We start from the raw sequence: 17,333 nt of genomic DNA on the forward strand, positions 1-17,333 counted from the left end.
TTTTATATATTCATACCTTGAACAAATATTTTAACAATGATTACATTATTATTATGTATCCGATATAAAATAATGTAATGTTTTGTAACCATTTTTCGTAAATTTTGCTTATTATATTTTCCGTTATATAAAGGATGTCTTTCGGGAAAAATATCCAGCGATTGTACACTATCAATAATTTCTGACTGCTGTTGAAGAATAAGGTTTAAATTCTCTGTTTTTTCTTTTAAGGATAAAAGTATATTTCTTAGGTCTTTTTTAGCGAGTTTAGATAGTAAAATCTTATATCTCATAAAAGGAGACCTTCTTTCTTAAAGTTAGAGATAACATCTTCTAAAGGAGTTACATTACCTTGCTCTATGTCTATATATGCCAATTCTAGTAGCTGATTGATTTCTTCGTCGGTAAGAAAGTCTGCATTCATAGAGTCACAAGCGATTGGCTTGTTTACCGAATTAGGAATTGCTTTTAAAAACTGTATTTGTTTGGAGATTAGCGTAACTAATAATGACATGGTTAATCCCATTTCTTTTAGTATTGCCGTAGTAAGTGTTTTTACTTTAGGGTTAATGCGGATGTTAAGAACACCTGATTTATCAATTGTATCAAAGGATATTTCCACCTCTGTTGAGGTTGATGATCCGTATGTACTGATAGCGTCTGATACTTTTAATGTAGTTTGTGGTTGTTCGTAGGTGCCGTTATTGTTGCATGTACTTTGTATCGGTGTTTCGTCTGTAGGTGCCGATGGTAAAGCAATGGCAAACGGAATGCGACGTTCTTTAATGATTTGACGAAATAGTGCGTCAAGCATAGATGTATAGGATAGGCCTTGTGCTTTTAATATGCTAGATACTTCTTGTTTTAGATCTTCGTTGATGCGGACTTGTAGGTTTATGGTTTTCATAATATGTCTCCTAATATTCTTTCGGTCGTGACTGCTATGATATGAATACTGTATCGATTTTACATTAATAGGTAGATAAGTTTTTTAATTTTATTTGTAATTACATTGTAATTGCAAATGATAGCTTTTACAAATATATATAATACATAGGACATATAAAAAAGCAGTAGTTATCTTTAGGATAGCTACTGCTTTTCAGTTTATATCATTGATGTCATGATATGAGTTTTAGTTTTATCTAGAAATACAGATGTAAATACATTTACTTATAAAGCTGTTGAAGCTCTTACCGTTCTTACCAATTTATCTGTAAAGTATTTTACAAATGAGATAAACAAACTCTTACAATAGGTTTGCTTCAAAGTCTTGTAGGATAGCCGCTACTGTTTCTGGTGCATTGCGATTATGTTCTACGATGCATTGAGCAAAGCTTTCATACATTGGTGTACGTGTTGCTTCCAGTTCGCGTAAGCGTTCAATGCCGCCACTAGAGAGAACACGGCCAGAAGTAGATAGGTTTTCTACTGGTTGTGTTAATTGGTAGATACGACCATTTTGGCGTAGGTGTGCATAGTTTTTAGGCACTGTTACGCAGCCGCCACCAGTGGAGATAACGAGGCCTGTTTGTGTGCCCAGCTTTGCAATCATTTCCGCTTCTTTTTCACGGAAGGCTGGTTCCCCTTGTTCCGTAATATAGGTAGAAATATCACCAATTTCTTTTTCTAGTTCGTGATCTACATCTACGCAAGTGCGGCCCATTTCTTCTCCAAGGGCTTTGCCTACTGTTGTTTTACCTACACCAGGCATTCCGACGAGGATGATATTTTCCTTTTCACGGCGCATATCTCGTAAGATTTGTTCGATTTCCTTTGTGCCAAAGCTTTCACCTTGGAAATGATTAGCCGCCTCAACGCCTTGCGCTACGAGGAATGGCAGGCCATCACAGTGAGGAATTTCCATCATTTCTGCTTGTAAAAGCAAAATAGTACGGCGTGGATTATAGATGAGATCTACCACGCCTTCTAATTTAGAAAACTGAGTAATATCAATAAGGTTAGCTGGATTATGAGGATACATACCGATAGGTGTGCAGTTAATAATAATCTGTGCTGTTTCATAGTAATTAGGCGCATCACCGTAGAATGGCGCTGTTTTGCGGGATAGATGAGTGATACTCTTTGACCCTAAATCCTCAAGTGCTACGTGTACCGTAGCGGAGGATGCACCATCGCCAAGGATAATACATTCCTTACCAGACACATCGATGCCAGCATGTTGCAGAGTAAATACAAAGCCATCATAGTCTGTATTATAGCCCTGCCATTTACCGTCTTTGCGAACCATCGTATTTACACAGCCAATGCGCTCTGCACGAGGATCTACTACATCACAAGCCTCAAGGGCATTTACTTTGTATGGAATCGTAATATTGATGCCTTGTAGTTCTGGATCTGCAAAGAATTCTTGTAATTGGCTTGGCTCGCGCTCAAATAATTCGTAGTTTGTATTCCCTAATGCATTGTGAATGCGAGGGGAAAAGCTATGGCCCAACGTACGGCCAAGTAAACCAAATTTCATAGGACCTCCTAGGTCAATATACATAGAATGGCTAATAGGCTTGTACCTATTAGCCATTGGAGTTTTATAGCTATATTCATTGTACTATATATGCCCTTATAGGGACTAGTACAGAGGAATATATTAGTTTTCAGGGTAATTACCGAGTAAGCGGAACTTATCTTGTGATGTATGAAGCTCTGCCAGAACGGATAATACCTTTGGATCTGCTAAGGATGCTTCTAAATCGAGGTAAAACAAGAACTCAAAGTTATGACCTACGATAGGACGAGATTCAAGTTTTGTAAGGTTTACGCCGATATTAGCAAACTTGGTAAGCAATGTACCAAGTCCCCCTGGAGCATGACTTGCTGTGGTTACTACAGAGATTTTATTAGCCCCTGGGTACACATGGAAGTCCTTGCTGATGCAGATAAAGCGCGTATAGTTGTTATCGCTATTTTGGATATTGCGCATCAATGGAGATAAGTTATATAAGTCTGCACATTGCGGTGCTGCAATAGCTGCTACGCCTGGATCATCACTAGCTGCCACCATTTGTGCGGCACGAGCCGTGTTATCGAAGGAACGTAATTCTACGCCGTCTAATGTATCTAGGAAGTGACTACATTGGCCCAATGCTTGCGGATGGGAGATGATGGTATGAATATCTTCTAATTTAGTACCCTTTTTCACTAGTAAATCATGGGAAATCCAAAGGCGTGTACCGCGCACGATATAGCATTTGCGTTCTTCTAAAAGATCATACACCTCTTTTACAGAACCATTAGAGCTGTTTTCGATAGGTAATACACCAAACTGACATTCCCCAGACTCTACAGCGTCGAATACAGCACGGAAGCCAGTTACGTAGTGAATTTGGCTGAGGGGTAATAATTTATCACACGCCATTTGAGCATTGCTGCCGAAAACGCCGGCACAAGCTACGCTGCCTCGTTGAGGAGGCAAGGTAGGGGATTGCTCGATGGCTTTTTTCATTTTTACGGTGAACTCATTATCTTGGAATAATTGTTCAGACTGATAGGTACGGCTCAAGCTAAATAATGCCTCGAAGAAACGGCGCGCATATAGATCGAGGTCAGGGCCTGCATCTCTCGTTACTTTGTCGAGAATATCCCGTTCTCGTTTGGCATCGTAAATGGCCTTATTCATTTCTTTCTTTGCCGCCGCAACGTCCTTGGAGAGTTCCATGCGCTCTTTGAAGAGGGCGAGCATTTGGTCGTTTATGTCGTTAATCTTAACGCGTACTTCATCTAAGTTCATGGTCAATATCTCCTAAGAAATCAAGAATGACAAGGGCTGTAACGGCTTCGATAACAGGAACTGCACGGAGCGCTACGCATGGGTCGTGACGACCTTTAATGGTGAGCAATGTGTCCTCTTTTCGGGAAAGCGACACAGAATGTTGTTCTTTATAAATCGATGGTGTTGGCTTGATACCTACTTGCATAACGAGGGGCAAGCCGTTAGTTATACCGCCTTGGATACCGCCGCTATTGTTAGTTGTGGTTGTAATCTTGTCACCGTCCATGGTGAAAGCATCGTTTACTTCGGAGCCTAGTTTTGCACACATGTCAAAACCACCGCCGAAGGATACGCCTTTAATAGCAGGCACACCAAAGATAACGCGAGCTAAACGGTTTTCGATGCCGTCAAAATTTGGATTGCCAAGGCCAATAGGTAGACCTGTAGCAACGACTTCAACGATACCACCTGTGGAGTCGCCATCCTTTTTGAGTTGCATCACAAGGTTTTCTACTTCACTGCGTTTATCTGCATCGAGCATAGCAATTGGCTCTGTAGCGATTGCAGCAAGTGCTTTCATATCTGGATGAACCATATCGATAGGAGTATCTTGGATCGGACCCACTTGTTTTAAATGGCCGTGGATTTCGATACCTTTTTCACGTAATAGTTGGATTGCAATGCCACCAGCTACGCATAGAGGGGCTGTAAGGCGTGCTGAGAAGTGGCCACCCCCTCGCATATCTACCTTGTCACCGTAGCGCATACGAGCTGTAAAGTCCGCATGGGATGGGCGAGGAATGTCGCGGAGGTTATTGTAATCGCTAGAGTGCTGCGATGTATTGCGAATCATAAACGCCAATGGAGAACCACTGAGCATGCCGTCCACCATACCTGCTAAAAATTCAGGCACATCGGCTTCCTTACGTTGTGTTTGTAATTGATTTTGACCTGGCGCACGGCGCTTCAAGAAGGATCTTAGCTCATCGATATCGATGGTATGTCCACAAGGTAGGCCTTCTACGATACCGCCAATGGCATAGCCGTGAGAGGCGCCAAAGGTAGATACTTGTATGGTTTTACCGAAATTAGATGCCATTATATTAACTCCTACTATATAGTACGTACTACTATTATTGTTATTTGTTGAATCACATCAGATAAGATTAAAAATCTACACCGGTTGTGCATTACCACCTAGTAAGTTCCAGTCCTCAAAAAAGTCTGGATAGGATTTTGTGATAGCTTGGCTATCTTTTAAAATAACAGGATTTTCACTGATGAGGGCCATCAATGTTCCTGCCATAACGAGGCGATGGTCATTTACGCAATCACCTTGTCCACCTTTAAGTATACCACTACCGATGATATATAGGTCATCTCCATCTTCGCGCACCGTACCGCCCAAGTCTCTTACGAGATTGGCAACGGCTACGAGACGATCAGATTCTTTCAAACGGAGGCGAGCACCCTTAACAAAGGCGCTTTCACCTTGGATAGAGCAGGCGAGGGCTGCCATAACTGGCAACATGTCAGGCATTTGCTCCAGGTCGACATGGACTGGTTTAGAGGCGCGACCTGTGACTGTCACATTCATGCCATCCCATACAACATCACAACCGGCATCAATCATAACTTGCATGATACGGCGGTCCGCTTGCACAGAATTCTTGTTCATACCAGTAATCGTAATTGATTTGCCTGTCATAGCGGCAGCGACCATCCAAATCGCTGTATTGGACCAATCGCCTTCGATTTGATAATTATGTTGACCTTTGAAAGTAGCATTGGCCGCTACCGTAAAGGATTCTTGCACTGTGTCAGACGCAGGTGTATGGTCAACGGTAACGCCAAAGTCTGCCATGGTTGTAGTCGTCAATGTTACGTAGTCGTTAGATTGAAGTGGTGTGGTAGACGTAATAGTAACACCTTCACATTGTGGAGCTGCTAGTAAGAGTCCAGAAAAGAATTGACTACTTACATCGCCTACCATAGAGAAATTACCACCTTGGAGCCGACCTGTCATAGTAAAGGGTGGTTTATCTTGAGAGAATGTTACGCCATGTGCTTTCATTTCACCTAGCATAGGCTCTAGAGGACGATCTGGTAAACGACCTTTAGCATCTACGTCTACATCATTACAGATAGATGCTGCTACAGGTAATAAAAGGCGTAATGTGGTGCCTGATTCGTGAGGAACTACTTTACCTTTTGCTGGTGCAGGGCCAGGTGTAACAGTGACAACTTTATTTTCATACACAACGTGTGCGCCTAAGCCTCGCAAGGAGTCCATAGTAGCATCGATGTCTTTAGAGGTGCGGCTCAATAATATCGTAGAAGGTGAGTTGCCGAGGGCGGCACAAATTAATGCGCGATGTGCATGGGCCTTTGCAGGTATGGACGCGATAGTCCCAGTAGGGATGGCGTTCGTTACAGAATGCATATAAATCTCCTTAATCTAAATAGGTGGCAAGCTCTTCGTGTGTTACCACCTTGAGTTCGCTGTGGCCATAGCTAGTAGGAACTACAATTTTAATGGTAGCTCCTTCGCTTTTTTTATCGTGTTTAGCAGCAGCTAGAATTTCTTCTTTTGGTATAGTTGTTGTGGTTGGCAAATCGTGTGCTTCGATGAGAGATTTTAATTTTTCTAACACCTCTGCATCTAATTCTCCATGTTTTACAGCACCTTGCGCCATGAGGACCATGCCGATTGCTACGGCATAACCATGGTGTACCTCAAAGTGGCTCGCCTTTTCGATGCCATGACCAAAGGTATGACCTAGATTTAAGAGGGCACGCACACCAGATTCACGTTCGTCTTGCTCCACAATATCTGCCTTTGCTTGAACGCATCGCGCAATAACTGCGCTAACGCTATCACGATGTTTTATTAACGGTTTGTTTTCTAGTTGGGTTAATAACCCTGGCACATCGAGGAATCCGTATTTGATAATTTCTCCACATCCATTTTTCCACTCCATGTCTGGTAATGTGTTTAATGTTGTGGGATCACAGAGAACGAGAATAGGTTGTTTGAAAGCACCCCACAAGTTTTTACCTGCTTCGAGATTAACCGCTGTTTTACCACCTACAGAGGAATCTACGGCGGCTAATAGAGAGGTAGGAACCTGTACATAGTCGATACCACGTAGGTATGTAGCTGCTGCAAAGCCTGCCATGTCACCTACTACACCGCCCCCAAGGGCAATGAGAAGGTCTTTACGTGTTAATGATTGGGCCGCCATGTATTCCACTAAGTCGATGAGTTGATGAGCGTTTTTGGAGCTTTCACCAGCAGGGAATACATAATCACAAACTGTATAACCCGCATGTTCCATATTAGCTTTCACAGAGTCCAAATAGTGCGGTGCCACATTGGTGTCGCTAACGATAATTACACGGCAATTTGGCTTTAATGGTTTAATATAATCGGTGATGCGTTGTAAAGCGCCTTCCTCGATGACAACGTCATACGGTGTGGACGCGTTAATGTGGATGCGAGTCATAACGGTTCCTTTCATAAAAGAATAAGCTAGTATCTATTATAACGGATACTAGCTTATTTGTGTGTTATTTAAGATTATTTAGTGCATTCTACCAATGCTTGGCGTAATGCGATAACTTCTTTCATAAGGCTAGTGAATTGATCTGGACGTAGTGCTTGTGGGCCATCGCATAATGCTTTTGATGGATCGTTGTGAACTTCGATCATAAGACCGTCTGCACCGCCACCTACAGATGCAAGAGAAAGTGGACGAACCATGCGACTCATACCTGCTGCGTGGCTAGGGTCCATAATAATTGGTAAGTGGGATAATTCGTGCATCATAGGGATAGCTGTTACGTCTAATGTATTACGAGTTTTAGTTTCGAATGTGCGGATACCACGTTCGCATAATACAATTTGTTCATTGCCTTCTGACATGATGTATTCAGCCGCCATCAACCATTCTTCGTATGTAGCAGACAAACCACGTTTTAAAAGAACTGGTTTGTTAAGTTTACCTACTTCTTTTAACAGTGTGAAGTTTTGCATGTTACGAGCGCCAATTTGAAGCATATCTACGTTATCGAAGTATTGTAATTGGGAAATATCCATAACTTCAGAAACGATAGGAAGACCTGTTTCTTTTTTAGCAAGTTCTAACAATTCTAGACCTTCTGGGCCCATGCCTTGGAAGGAGTATGGGGATGTACGTGGTTTGAAAGCACCGCCACGAAGAATTGTCGCGCCAGCTTCTTTACAAGCTTTAGCAGTTTCTAGTACTTGTTCAGGTGTTTCTACGGAGCAAGGTCCAGCCATTACTGCGAAGTGACCACCACCAATCAATACACCACCTACGTTGATTACAGAATCATCTGGATGGAATTTGCGGTTTGCTTTTTTGTATGGTTCTTGAATACGAGTGACTTTATCTACGAAATCAAGAGACTCGATTTGACGAGCATCGAGGGATGCTGTATCACCGATAAGCCCTAAAATATTGTAGCGTGCGCCTTCTACAGGATGAATAATGAATCCTTGAGCCTCTAATTCACTGCGTAAACGAGATACTTCTGCTTCTGCTGCGTTTTGTTTCAATGTAATAATCATGATAATTCCTCCTTGTAACTACAATGAATAGTAGGGCTTACCATACGGGATAGCAAACAAAAAAAGGGCCACCCGCAATCTAATACGGGTAGCCCTTTTACTATTCTAAGCAACTAATAATAACTAAATCTTAATTAGTGCACCACAAATAGTTCCTTACCCGTACGTTGGATAAAGAACCAATAAAAGTATTGTTTTGTAGTGAGGCTAATTTGGTTAGTCATCTTTGGTTGCTCCTTTCTAAAATGTTGGGTATAGTATAAACCCAAATGATAAGATTATGCAATAGTTAAAATTAAACTTCATAGAAGTTTTAAAATACATTTTTAGGGGGAATTAATTATATAGGATGTATCATATGAAAGCTAAAATGCATTTGGTATAATGGTTATAGGTAATTTTGATGTATTAATAGAGGGTTTTTATAATGTATTTGTAGATATCCTTATGAATGTATTTACAATCAGAAAGGTTGTTATATGGTTATTCAAATTTTAGATCATATTACTGATGAAATAAAACAAATACGTATTGATGTGTTTATGAAGGAACAGGGTTTTGAAGACGAGTTCGATGAAATAGACGATATAGCAAAATTCGTTCTCTTATCTATAGATGGTAAGGCAGCTGGTACCTGTCGTTACTTTCCAAGTCCTGATGAAGGTGATGCCCACATTGGACGCATGGCGGTGCGTAAGTTGTATCGTGGACAACATTTAGGAACTAAGATTATGATGGCCGCAGAAAACGGTATTCGTCGCGATGGATTTAAGACTTGCTCCTTATCAGCACAAGTACAGGCAAAACCATTTTACGAATCCCTCGGATATAAAGCAGAAGGAGAGGAATACCTTGATGAAGGTTGTCCTCATGTGATGATGCGAAAGCAGTTATAGTATTAAATGTATGGTTATTGCTATAATGCACTGGTATCAACTATTTTTGATGCGGATGATGTTGGGGACTATAAAAAGGAGTGTTTTCACAGATTTTCTGTGAAAACACTCCTTTTTTATCCTGCTGTATATGGACTAAATCGTCCTGCAAATAAGTAAGAACCCATTTTGCCGAGCTTAGCGGCAAAGATAGTCCCAATAATACCTAAAATGATCATAATCCATGCATTGTCTGCGTTTACACCGTGGGCCACGGCCATATAGGATTGAATGCAGGAAATAATGAAGTAAATGATTGTTAAGTAAATTTTTTGTTTAGGATATTTAGCGCTTGCTGTTTTGAAACGCAATTTACTACCAATATATCCTGAAATACCACCGAGAATAACGAGAGCCGGTAATATCATGGTTACTAATGTAACAACATGGAATAATGTTGGCGCAATTGATGGAATCAACAATGCAATAATAGGAACAAAGAAAGAACCTGTAGTACCAACGATTGGAAAATGAACACAGATTGGATGTAGGTGGAGATTTAACATCTTCTCACGTTTAGGATTTATGCGTCGTGGTTTGTACTCCATCCAAACTGTTGGAGGAAAACCACATGCTGGACAAGGTTGGTCCTTGTATTTTGCATCTTCAATATATCCACATACACGGCAAATAATCCACTCCGTAGTTTGCGCTGAGGTTGGTGTAGCTGCAGCAGAAGTTGTTGCTGCCTTAGCTGCTTCTTGTGCAGGTGTCATTATATAAGCTCCTTACTTAAGAATAAATATAATTGATTAATAATGATAGGGTATATAAATAATGAAACTAATATAGGATTGTAATTACTCTAAATCATCAAAATCAAAGGCCGCTGCTTTTGTATAGTTTGTAACCTTTGCTTCGAAGAAGTCAGTTTTTGTGCTATTCAAGTTGGAGAAGCTTTCAATCCATTCCATAGGATTTTCCTTGATTTCATGATATAGATGAGGCAAGCCGATTGCTTCTAAGCGGATGTTTGCAAGGTATTTGATGTAGCGTTCGATGAGAACGTTGTTGAGGCCGAGGATTTTATCATCAGTGATATATTGACCCCAAGCGATTTCGTTTTCCGCACCTTGGCGAATCATGTCAGTGATTTTCGCTTCTAGTTCTGGTGTGAACAAGTCAGGGCGTTCACGGCGTAATTCGCGGATGATGTTTTGGAACAATACAAGGTGAGTTACTTCATCGCGGTTGATATATTTAAAAATAGTGGATGTAGCTGTCATCTTACCTTGGCGTGCCAATGTGTAGAAGAAGCTAAAACCAGAATAGAAGTAGATACCTTCTAAGATATAGTTAGCGATGATTGTGTGAATAAGGTTTGCTTCGCTAGGATCATCGCTGAAACGTTGGTATGCATCGGCGATGAAACGGTTACGAGCAAGTAATGTTTTATCTGTACGCCATTCGTCATAGATTTTGTCACGTGTAATAGGATTCGTTACAGTGTCCAAAATGTAGGAATAACTTTGAGCGTGAATTTCTTCCTGGAATGCTTGGATATTCAATAAGGATGCCACTTCAGAGGCTGTAATATAACGGCTCAAGTTAGGCAAGTTTTCAGATTGAATAGAATCAAGGAAGTTCAAGAACGCAATGATTTTATCAAATGCGCGGCGTTCGTAATCTGTTAAGTATGGGAATTGCTTAACGTCTTCGTTCAAGGAAATCTCTTCAGGAATCCAGAAGTTGTTCAGCATTGTACGATACATTTGGTTCGCCCAATCGTACTTGATACGGTTCCATTCGCGAAGGTTTGTGGTATTGCCGCCAATCATAGATTGGGTGCCACGTTCACCATGTTCGTTGAAAATCAGTTTTTTATCCATAGTAGGACTCCTTTATACAACGATGCGACCTATACTACTATAGGTCGTCATCAGATTTATAGTATTGGTAAAAGTATCTTTCCCAAGTTTAGTGCTCTCTACTAATAGTGTATAGTTTTTGTCAAATATAGCAATGATATTTTTAACTATTAAGAGGAGCAGCTAGTGCATTCATCCATTTCAAGAGATTGGTTACGGATGTAGTAGATTGTTTTGATACCTTGTTTGTAGGCCTCAACGTAAAGGTCAAGGATTTCTTTCGCTTTCATTTGAGGTGTGATGTACAAGTTGAAAGATTGTGCTTGGTCAATATGACGTTGACGTACGCCACAAGCTTTGATGGACCATTGTTGGTCGATTGTATGCGCCTCTTTGTAGAGCCAGAATGTTTTGTTGTTCAAATCTGGTGCCGTTTTTGGTGTGAAAGAACCTTTCTTTTCTTCGATGAAGAATTTTTTGAAGATCGGGTCGATGCCGGCTGTAGTATTTGCAATATTGGAAGTAGAACCAGTAGGCGCCACAGCCATCAAATAACCATTGCGGATACCGTATTTAGCAACGTCTGCAGCTAACTGTTTCCAACGATCAGATGTGTAGCCACGACGTGTGAAGTATTCACCAGTTTCCCATTCGGAGCCTTTGAATGCAGGGTATGCACCTTTTTCTTTAGCTAATTCCATGGAAGCTTTGATGGCATAGTAAGCGATGTTTTCGAACAATTTGTCTGCTACTTCGATGTGTTCATCAGACTCCCATTGGATATCATGATTTACAAGGTAGTGGTGGTAACCAGATGTACCAAGACCAATAGCGCGGTATTTATCAGACGTCATGCGAGACTCTGGTACTGGCGCCTGGTTGATAGAAATAACATTGTCTAACATGCGAATTTGAAGGGCAATGTTTTCTTCTAATTCTTCATCAGTAATACGGCCAAGGCTGATAGAGTTCAAGTTACATGTAACCATGTCACCGGTATTTGTTTTAGTAGTAATAGTACCATCTTCGTTGATAATTTCTTCAGCAAGATTAGTGAAGCCGACGTTTTGTGCGATTTCGTGGCACAAGTTGGATGCGTAAATCATACCTGCATGTTTATTTGGGTTTGCAGCGTTTACAGTGTCGCGGAAGAAGATGAACGGTGTGCCAGTTTCAACAGCGGAGCGCATGATTTTTTTCATCATGTCTAGTGCTGGCACTTCGATACCATGCAAGTTAGGATCCTGTTCACATTCGAGGTAACGTTTTGTAAACTCTTTGTTATCATCTGTGTCGTAGAAGTCCTCTAAGGCATAGCCTTTCACAGTCAAGATTTCATGAGGGTCGAAGAGGGTGAAGTTTTCACGAGCTAATAGGCGTTCCATAAAGATGTTTGGAATGGAGATAGCAGGGAAAATATCGTGTGCTTTACGGCGGTCATCACCATTGTTTGTACGAAGCTCTACGAATTCGTAGAAGTCTTTGTGCCAAATATCAAGTGTTACTGTGGCGCCGCCTTTACGTTTACCTAATTGGTCTACGGCAACAGCTGTATCATTGTACAAACGAATCCAAGGAATAACGCCACCAGAGGAGTTCTTGAAACCGCGAATGTCGGAGTTCAATGCGCGAACCTTGCCAAGGTAGATACCAAGGGCACCACCGTGTTTAGATACGCGGGAAAACTTGCTGTTTACGTCATAAATGGACCATAAGTTGTCGTCTACACCAGAGATGAAGCAAGAGGACAATTGATGGAATGGTGTACCTGCATTTGCCAATGTAGGTGTAGCTGTTGTCATTTTCAATTGGCTCATCAAATCGTAGAATTTTTTAGCGTATTTTACTTTGTTTTCCCCTTCTACCAATGCTAAGTGCATAGCGATAGCCATGAAACGTTCTTGTGGTAATTCATAGATTTCTTTGTTGAAGCCTTTTACTAAGTAACGGTCCGCTAATAATTTAAGGCCTTCGTAGTTGAAGAGATAGTCTCGTTTAGGTTTGATGTAATCGCCTAACTCTTGCAATTCATCAGCTGTATATTCTGTAACGAAGAAGTCAGCGTATTTTTTCTCTTCTACAAGCATGTGCACAAGATTTGGGAAGTTGCCATAGCCGAATGCTTTATAGCGACGAGTGATAGCCGCTTCTTTATAGAGGTCGAACAAGAACAGACGAGCCGCTACGAATTGCCAATCTTGGTTCATCTTATTAACTTGGTTGCCAAAACCATCGTCTTTTTTAGAGATAACCTTTTCGATCGCTGTTTGTACTAAAGTTTTTTGAATCTCTTTAGTAGTCATACCATCAACGAATTGTAACTTTGCATCCATTTCTAATTCTAGTGGATCACAAGAATCTAACCCCAAACACGCGAAGGCAATCATACGTTTCGTTTTTTCAACGGATAAAGGCTCGAAATGGCCATCCCGTTTCTTGATCATAATCTCCATTACTGTTCCCCTTGAGTCTTAAAAGTAATAAAACTGTTAATCTAAGCATATATAAGATTAGACTGAAAAGTATAAAATATCTTTAAGTTAAGTCTAATCAGAAAAATAAGAAAACTACTATATATGGTAGTTTCCTTATTGAGCTTATACATTATGTTACGATTATAGCGAAAAAATTCTACACATTCAATATTGACATTTAGAAATTTATGAATATAGTATGCTTAAATTTATCGATATGGTTATAAATACTAGAAAATACTATATGGGATGCACATATGATGATTTTGAATGATATATCACTTTTGAGAATACTAGATGATGCTATATGTTTTTAAAGTAGTTGATGAAATATATGAGTTATGTACAATATTGTTTATAGTAGAAATACATAAGTTGCTCTACATATAGTAGAGTGTACTTGCCTATAGAATTGTGATTTATTTTATTAAACGCCTGTTATATATATCCTATAATAGGAATATATTAATTAGGAGGTAAGACATGAAGTCTATTGTCATATATTCATCCCTTACGGGAAATACTAAACAAGTAGCTCAGGCTATTGCTAGCGTTTTACCAGCAGGTACACCATGTGTATCTATGAAAGAATTTCCGTCCGATTTATCATCTTACGATATTGTGTTTGCAGGATTCTGGGTGGATAAAGGAACGGCCAACAAAGAAGCTCGTGATGTACTCGGCATATTACATAATCCACATATTGCCTTGTTTGCAACGGCAGGCGTACCACCGCAAATGGCACATGCGAAGGAGAGTTTAATAAATGCAGCAAACTGTTTACCAGATGGCGTAGAACCTGTAGGAACTTTCATTTGCCAAGGTAAGGTAGACCCGAAGGTCATCGAAATGATGTATAAGATGTTCCCTAAAGGGCACAGCCACGGGCAATCCGCTGATCGCGATGCACGTCATAAACAAGCTGCAGTACATCCAAATGAAGACGACTTTAAAGCAGCACAAGACTTTGCTAACGACATTCTTATAAAGCTTAGCTAACAAATTAACATAAAGCGTAGTTAACGCATAAAAGCAGTACCCCCTGTGGAGTACTGCTTTTGTCATATTTACATATAGAGTTGTAGGTATTATATGGTGCATTATAGGCTTAATTATAAAGTACATTAAATTTAAGTTTGCGTGTATCGAATTGATTTATAAAGTACGACGTAATCAATAGCTTGTCCGTTTGATGCGGTTAATGATTTCACCGATGTAATGTTCACTAGGCGATGTGAAATACAAGGCAATCATGGAATATAGCCATAGGAACGATATATTTTCCGTGGCTAGCTCAATGCCCCGTACATAGCCGTAGTTTTCGTGAATCATATAAAGACCAACGCTGATTACGATACTTACTAAGGTATATAATATGGAAAACTTTCGTGCCCTTGTTATATAGCTTTGTAATATAACGATAAAGAAATACAATGAGTAAAGCTTAAGATCAATGTCGGAAAACCAATCTTGTTCAATATACAACGGAGTACATGAAAATACGGCAATCAATGCCAGCAATATGGGCGACTGCGTTGCTAGGTCCCGTAGCGAAGACCATAAATGTGTAATGGCAAATTTCATAGATTCTCTCCCTCTATAAATATAAATTCCCCTCTTACCTGTAGTATACCTGTTTTCTAGTGAAAGTCCTATGAGGTTTTACATGCCCCCTAATATACATTACAATAACAGTAAGAAGTCGTATTCAAAGAAAGAGGTTATCATATGGAATTCTCTTATTTTTTGCCTGTACATATCCAATTTGGTTGGAACAAAGTAGATATTGTTGCTGATTTTGTTGCACCTTATGGCAAGAAAGCCCTCATTGTAACAGGTCGCACTAGTGCAAAGAAATCCGGTTTATATGATCGAGTGGTAGCAAAACTTGAGGCCGCTCACATTGATCATGTCCTCTTTGACCAAGTTGATGCCAATCCTTTAACTACAACTGCTTTAGATGGTGCTGCTTTAGCTAAATCTGAAAGCTGTGACGTAGTTATCGCCATCGGCGGTGGTTCCATTATGGACTGTGCAAAGGGAATTGCTTTCATGGCCGTAAATGAAGGGGATATTAACGACTATATTTTCAATCGAAAAACTAGTGATAATGCATTACCACTCGTTGTCATTCCTACAACTTGTGGCACAGGCTCTGAAGGCAATGGCTTTGGGGTCCTTACCAATCCTGAAACAGGGGATAAGAAATCTTTGCGTTGCAATGCTATTGTTCCAAAGGTATCCATTGTGGATCCTGCCGTGATGGGCACCATGCCACCTCATGTATTGGCGTCTGTAGGCTTTGACGCACTATGTCATAATATTGAGGCCTATACATCTAAAACGGCACAACCCTTCACTGATGCATTGGCTCACTATGCTGTAACATTATTAGCTCAACATCTTGTACCGTTATATAAACATGTGAAAGCTGTTGCTGACGGTAAAGAACCAGTGCTTAAGGAAGAGCAATTAACAAAGGCGTGGGAGTCCGTAACCCTTGCTAGTACAATTGGCGGTATGGTCATCAATACGGCAGGTGTAACCTTGGCTCATGGTATGGAACACCCTGCCAGTGGTCTTAAAGATATTACACACGGCGTGGGCCTTGCCGTTATTGAACCTGTTGTAGTGGAATACACTTGGAGTGCTAACCCTGATAAATTTGGTGCATTAGCTCGTATCTTTAACCACGGCGATGGCTCCGAACTAGGTGAAGCGCTACGCTTTATCGTACATGACATGGATCTTACCACAAACCTTACAGAGCTAGGCTTTACAAAAAAAGACATTCCTTGGCTTGTAGATAATGTATACGTTGTGGCTACAGGCAATATAGCTAATACAGTAGCTGACGTGAGTCGTGAAGATATAGAAGTGTTGTATAAAAAGATGTTTTAAGTGTTGTCATAATGGGAGGGAGTTTTGTTTCAAGGATTTTATGGCTTATTAACAGGTATGTTATGCGTGCTGTGTGTTATTGTAGTGATACTTTTTAATCTAGCACCTATTACATACATTGTGTTTGGTATAACGATACTGTTGAGTTTATTATTACAATACGTTCGTTTTAAGAAGCGGTCTATATCTGAAAAAAGGCACACTCAATTGGCCTGGTGCTTGTATATTGCGTTTACCCTCAGCTTTTCTTGGTTAATAAGCGATTGGCTTACGTACGACTTAAAAACAAGTATTGAACAGTCTGATCCTATCGAGTATAGTACAAAGGATTGGGTTCAAGGGTGGCCTAATAGTGGAGAATTACCAGAGGGGTTAAAACGACCAGAAAAACTTCCAGACGGTATTTATAGAGCGTCTGCTTTTCGTAGTGGTTTAGCTTGGGCTAATGCATATCCAGAGAGATATACTGTATTTGAAGGGGACCCTAAAGTAATTGCACAATATGAGGCGATAGCTAAGCAAAATGCAGCCTATACAGCGCAAATTGATGCGGATGGTGTATTACGTGATTTAGATACTGGGGAGAAAAAACGTTTTATATCTCATCCTAATAGCTATAATATTGTAGAGAGTATAGAAGAAGAATCCCTCAATTTGCCAGAGCGGACTTTTATTGAGTGGTTACGCTTTGCACCTCGAAAAGAAACCAAAACAGTAGTAAAGGACACATATAATTCTACTCGAAATCATAGACTATATGTGTTTGTAGATGATGGGAATACCAAAAGACCTCATTTTGTAGAACTTTTGATCAGTAATGATGGGACACGGGCTGTGTTTTATCAATCAAAGTAAGCTTTACTAATAAGATAGTGGTAATAGGGAAACTAA

15 protein-coding genes and 1 pseudogene are annotated in these 17,333 nt (G+C 40.3%); 4 read left to right on the plus strand and 12 right to left on the minus strand.

The features are described from left to right. Positions 1-2: 2 nt before the first annotated feature. The 8 genes from RWZ05_RS02630 to aroF form a co-directional block, all read right to left on the minus strand. Positions 3-293, minus strand: coding sequence for a type II toxin-antitoxin system RelE/ParE family toxin (locus RWZ05_RS02630; RefSeq protein ID WP_314641841.1), 291 nt, complete (start codon positions 291-293; stop codon positions 3-5). Further along, on the minus strand, positions 290-907 hold the full coding sequence (locus tag RWZ05_RS02635) for a type II toxin-antitoxin system RelB/DinJ family antitoxin (protein WP_314641843.1): 618 nt from the start codon (positions 905-907) through the stop codon (positions 290-292). The genes RWZ05_RS02630 and RWZ05_RS02635 overlap by 4 nt, the downstream gene beginning before the upstream one ends. A gap of 342 nt (positions 908-1,249) precedes the next feature. Continuing rightward, positions 1,250-2,485, minus strand: a complete 1,236-nt coding sequence (locus RWZ05_RS02640) for a shikimate kinase (protein ID WP_314641845.1) — start codon at positions 2,483-2,485, stop codon at positions 1,250-1,252. 123 nt (positions 2,486-2,608) lie between these two features. Further along, positions 2,609-3,748: a prephenate dehydratase domain-containing protein gene (locus RWZ05_RS02645; RefSeq protein ID WP_314641849.1), complete on the minus strand. Its 1,140-nt coding sequence runs from the start codon at positions 3,746-3,748 to the stop codon at positions 2,609-2,611. Further along, entirely contained in the window at positions 3,735-4,829 is a 1,095-nt protein-coding gene (gene aroC, locus RWZ05_RS02650; protein ID WP_314641851.1) for a chorismate synthase, read from the minus strand. The genes RWZ05_RS02645 and aroC overlap by 14 nt, the downstream gene beginning before the upstream one ends. Before the next feature lie 75 nt (positions 4,830-4,904). Then, a complete protein-coding gene (aroA, locus tag RWZ05_RS02655) occupies positions 4,905-6,173 on the minus strand; it encodes a 3-phosphoshikimate 1-carboxyvinyltransferase (RefSeq protein WP_314641853.1) in 1,269 nt (422 codons plus the stop codon). 10 nt (positions 6,174-6,183) lie between these two features. Next, entirely contained in the window at positions 6,184-7,236 is a 1,053-nt protein-coding gene (gene aroB, locus RWZ05_RS02660) for a 3-dehydroquinate synthase (protein ID WP_314641855.1), read from the minus strand. 74 nt (positions 7,237-7,310) lie between these two features. Then, positions 7,311-8,324 carry a 3-deoxy-7-phosphoheptulonate synthase gene (gene aroF / locus RWZ05_RS02665; RefSeq protein WP_314641857.1) on the minus strand — a complete coding sequence of 338 codons (1,014 nt, stop codon included), beginning with the start codon at positions 8,322-8,324 and terminating at the stop codon, positions 7,311-7,313. Positions 8,325-8,803: 479 nt separating this feature from the next. Here aroF and RWZ05_RS02670 point away from each other — a divergent pair, with 479 nt between their 5' ends. Next, complete coding sequence (locus RWZ05_RS02670) at positions 8,804-9,220, plus strand: GNAT family N-acetyltransferase (RefSeq protein WP_314641859.1); 417 nt, start codon at positions 8,804-8,806, stop codon at positions 9,218-9,220. A 116-nt stretch (positions 9,221-9,336) separates the two neighbouring features. Here the strand turns inward: RWZ05_RS02670 and RWZ05_RS02675 are convergent, their stop codons facing one another. From RWZ05_RS02675 to RWZ05_RS02685, 3 genes are all read right to left on the minus strand, one after another. Next, positions 9,337-9,975, minus strand: coding sequence for a hypothetical protein (locus RWZ05_RS02675; RefSeq protein WP_314641862.1), 639 nt, complete (start codon positions 9,973-9,975; stop codon positions 9,337-9,339). Positions 9,976-10,059: 84 nt separating this feature from the next. Then, positions 10,060-11,088: a ribonucleotide-diphosphate reductase subunit beta gene (locus RWZ05_RS02680; protein ID WP_314641864.1), complete on the minus strand. Its 1,029-nt coding sequence runs from the start codon at positions 11,086-11,088 to the stop codon at positions 10,060-10,062. A gap of 149 nt (positions 11,089-11,237) precedes the next feature. Next, positions 11,238-13,520, minus strand: a complete 2,283-nt coding sequence (locus tag RWZ05_RS02685; RefSeq protein WP_314641866.1) for a ribonucleoside-diphosphate reductase subunit alpha — start codon at positions 13,518-13,520, stop codon at positions 11,238-11,240. 504 nt (positions 13,521-14,024) lie between these two features. Between RWZ05_RS02685 and RWZ05_RS02690 the strand changes: the two genes are divergently transcribed. After that, complete coding sequence (locus RWZ05_RS02690) at positions 14,025-14,540, plus strand: flavodoxin family protein (protein WP_314641868.1); 516 nt, start codon at positions 14,025-14,027, stop codon at positions 14,538-14,540. 186 nt (positions 14,541-14,726) lie between these two features. Here the strand turns inward: RWZ05_RS02690 and RWZ05_RS02695 are convergent. Continuing rightward, a pseudogene (locus RWZ05_RS02695) lies at positions 14,727-15,125 on the minus strand (hypothetical protein); the annotation flags it as partial. Between the two features lie 144 nt (positions 15,126-15,269). On the opposite strand from RWZ05_RS02695, the gene RWZ05_RS02700 reads away from it, so the two are divergent. Continuing rightward, positions 15,270-16,442 carry an iron-containing alcohol dehydrogenase gene (locus RWZ05_RS02700; protein ID WP_314641871.1) on the plus strand — a complete coding sequence of 391 codons (1,173 nt, stop codon included), beginning with the start codon at positions 15,270-15,272 and terminating at the stop codon, positions 16,440-16,442. A gap of 24 nt (positions 16,443-16,466) precedes the next feature. Then, on the plus strand, positions 16,467-17,297 hold the full coding sequence (locus RWZ05_RS02705) for a hypothetical protein (RefSeq protein ID WP_314641874.1): 831 nt from the start codon (positions 16,467-16,469) through the stop codon (positions 17,295-17,297). Positions 17,298-17,333 lie beyond the last annotated feature (36 nt).

The organism is uncultured Veillonella sp., assembly GCF_963543145.1.
In the GTDB taxonomy this organism is placed as follows: Bacteria; Bacillota; Negativicutes; order Veillonellales; family Veillonellaceae; genus Veillonella.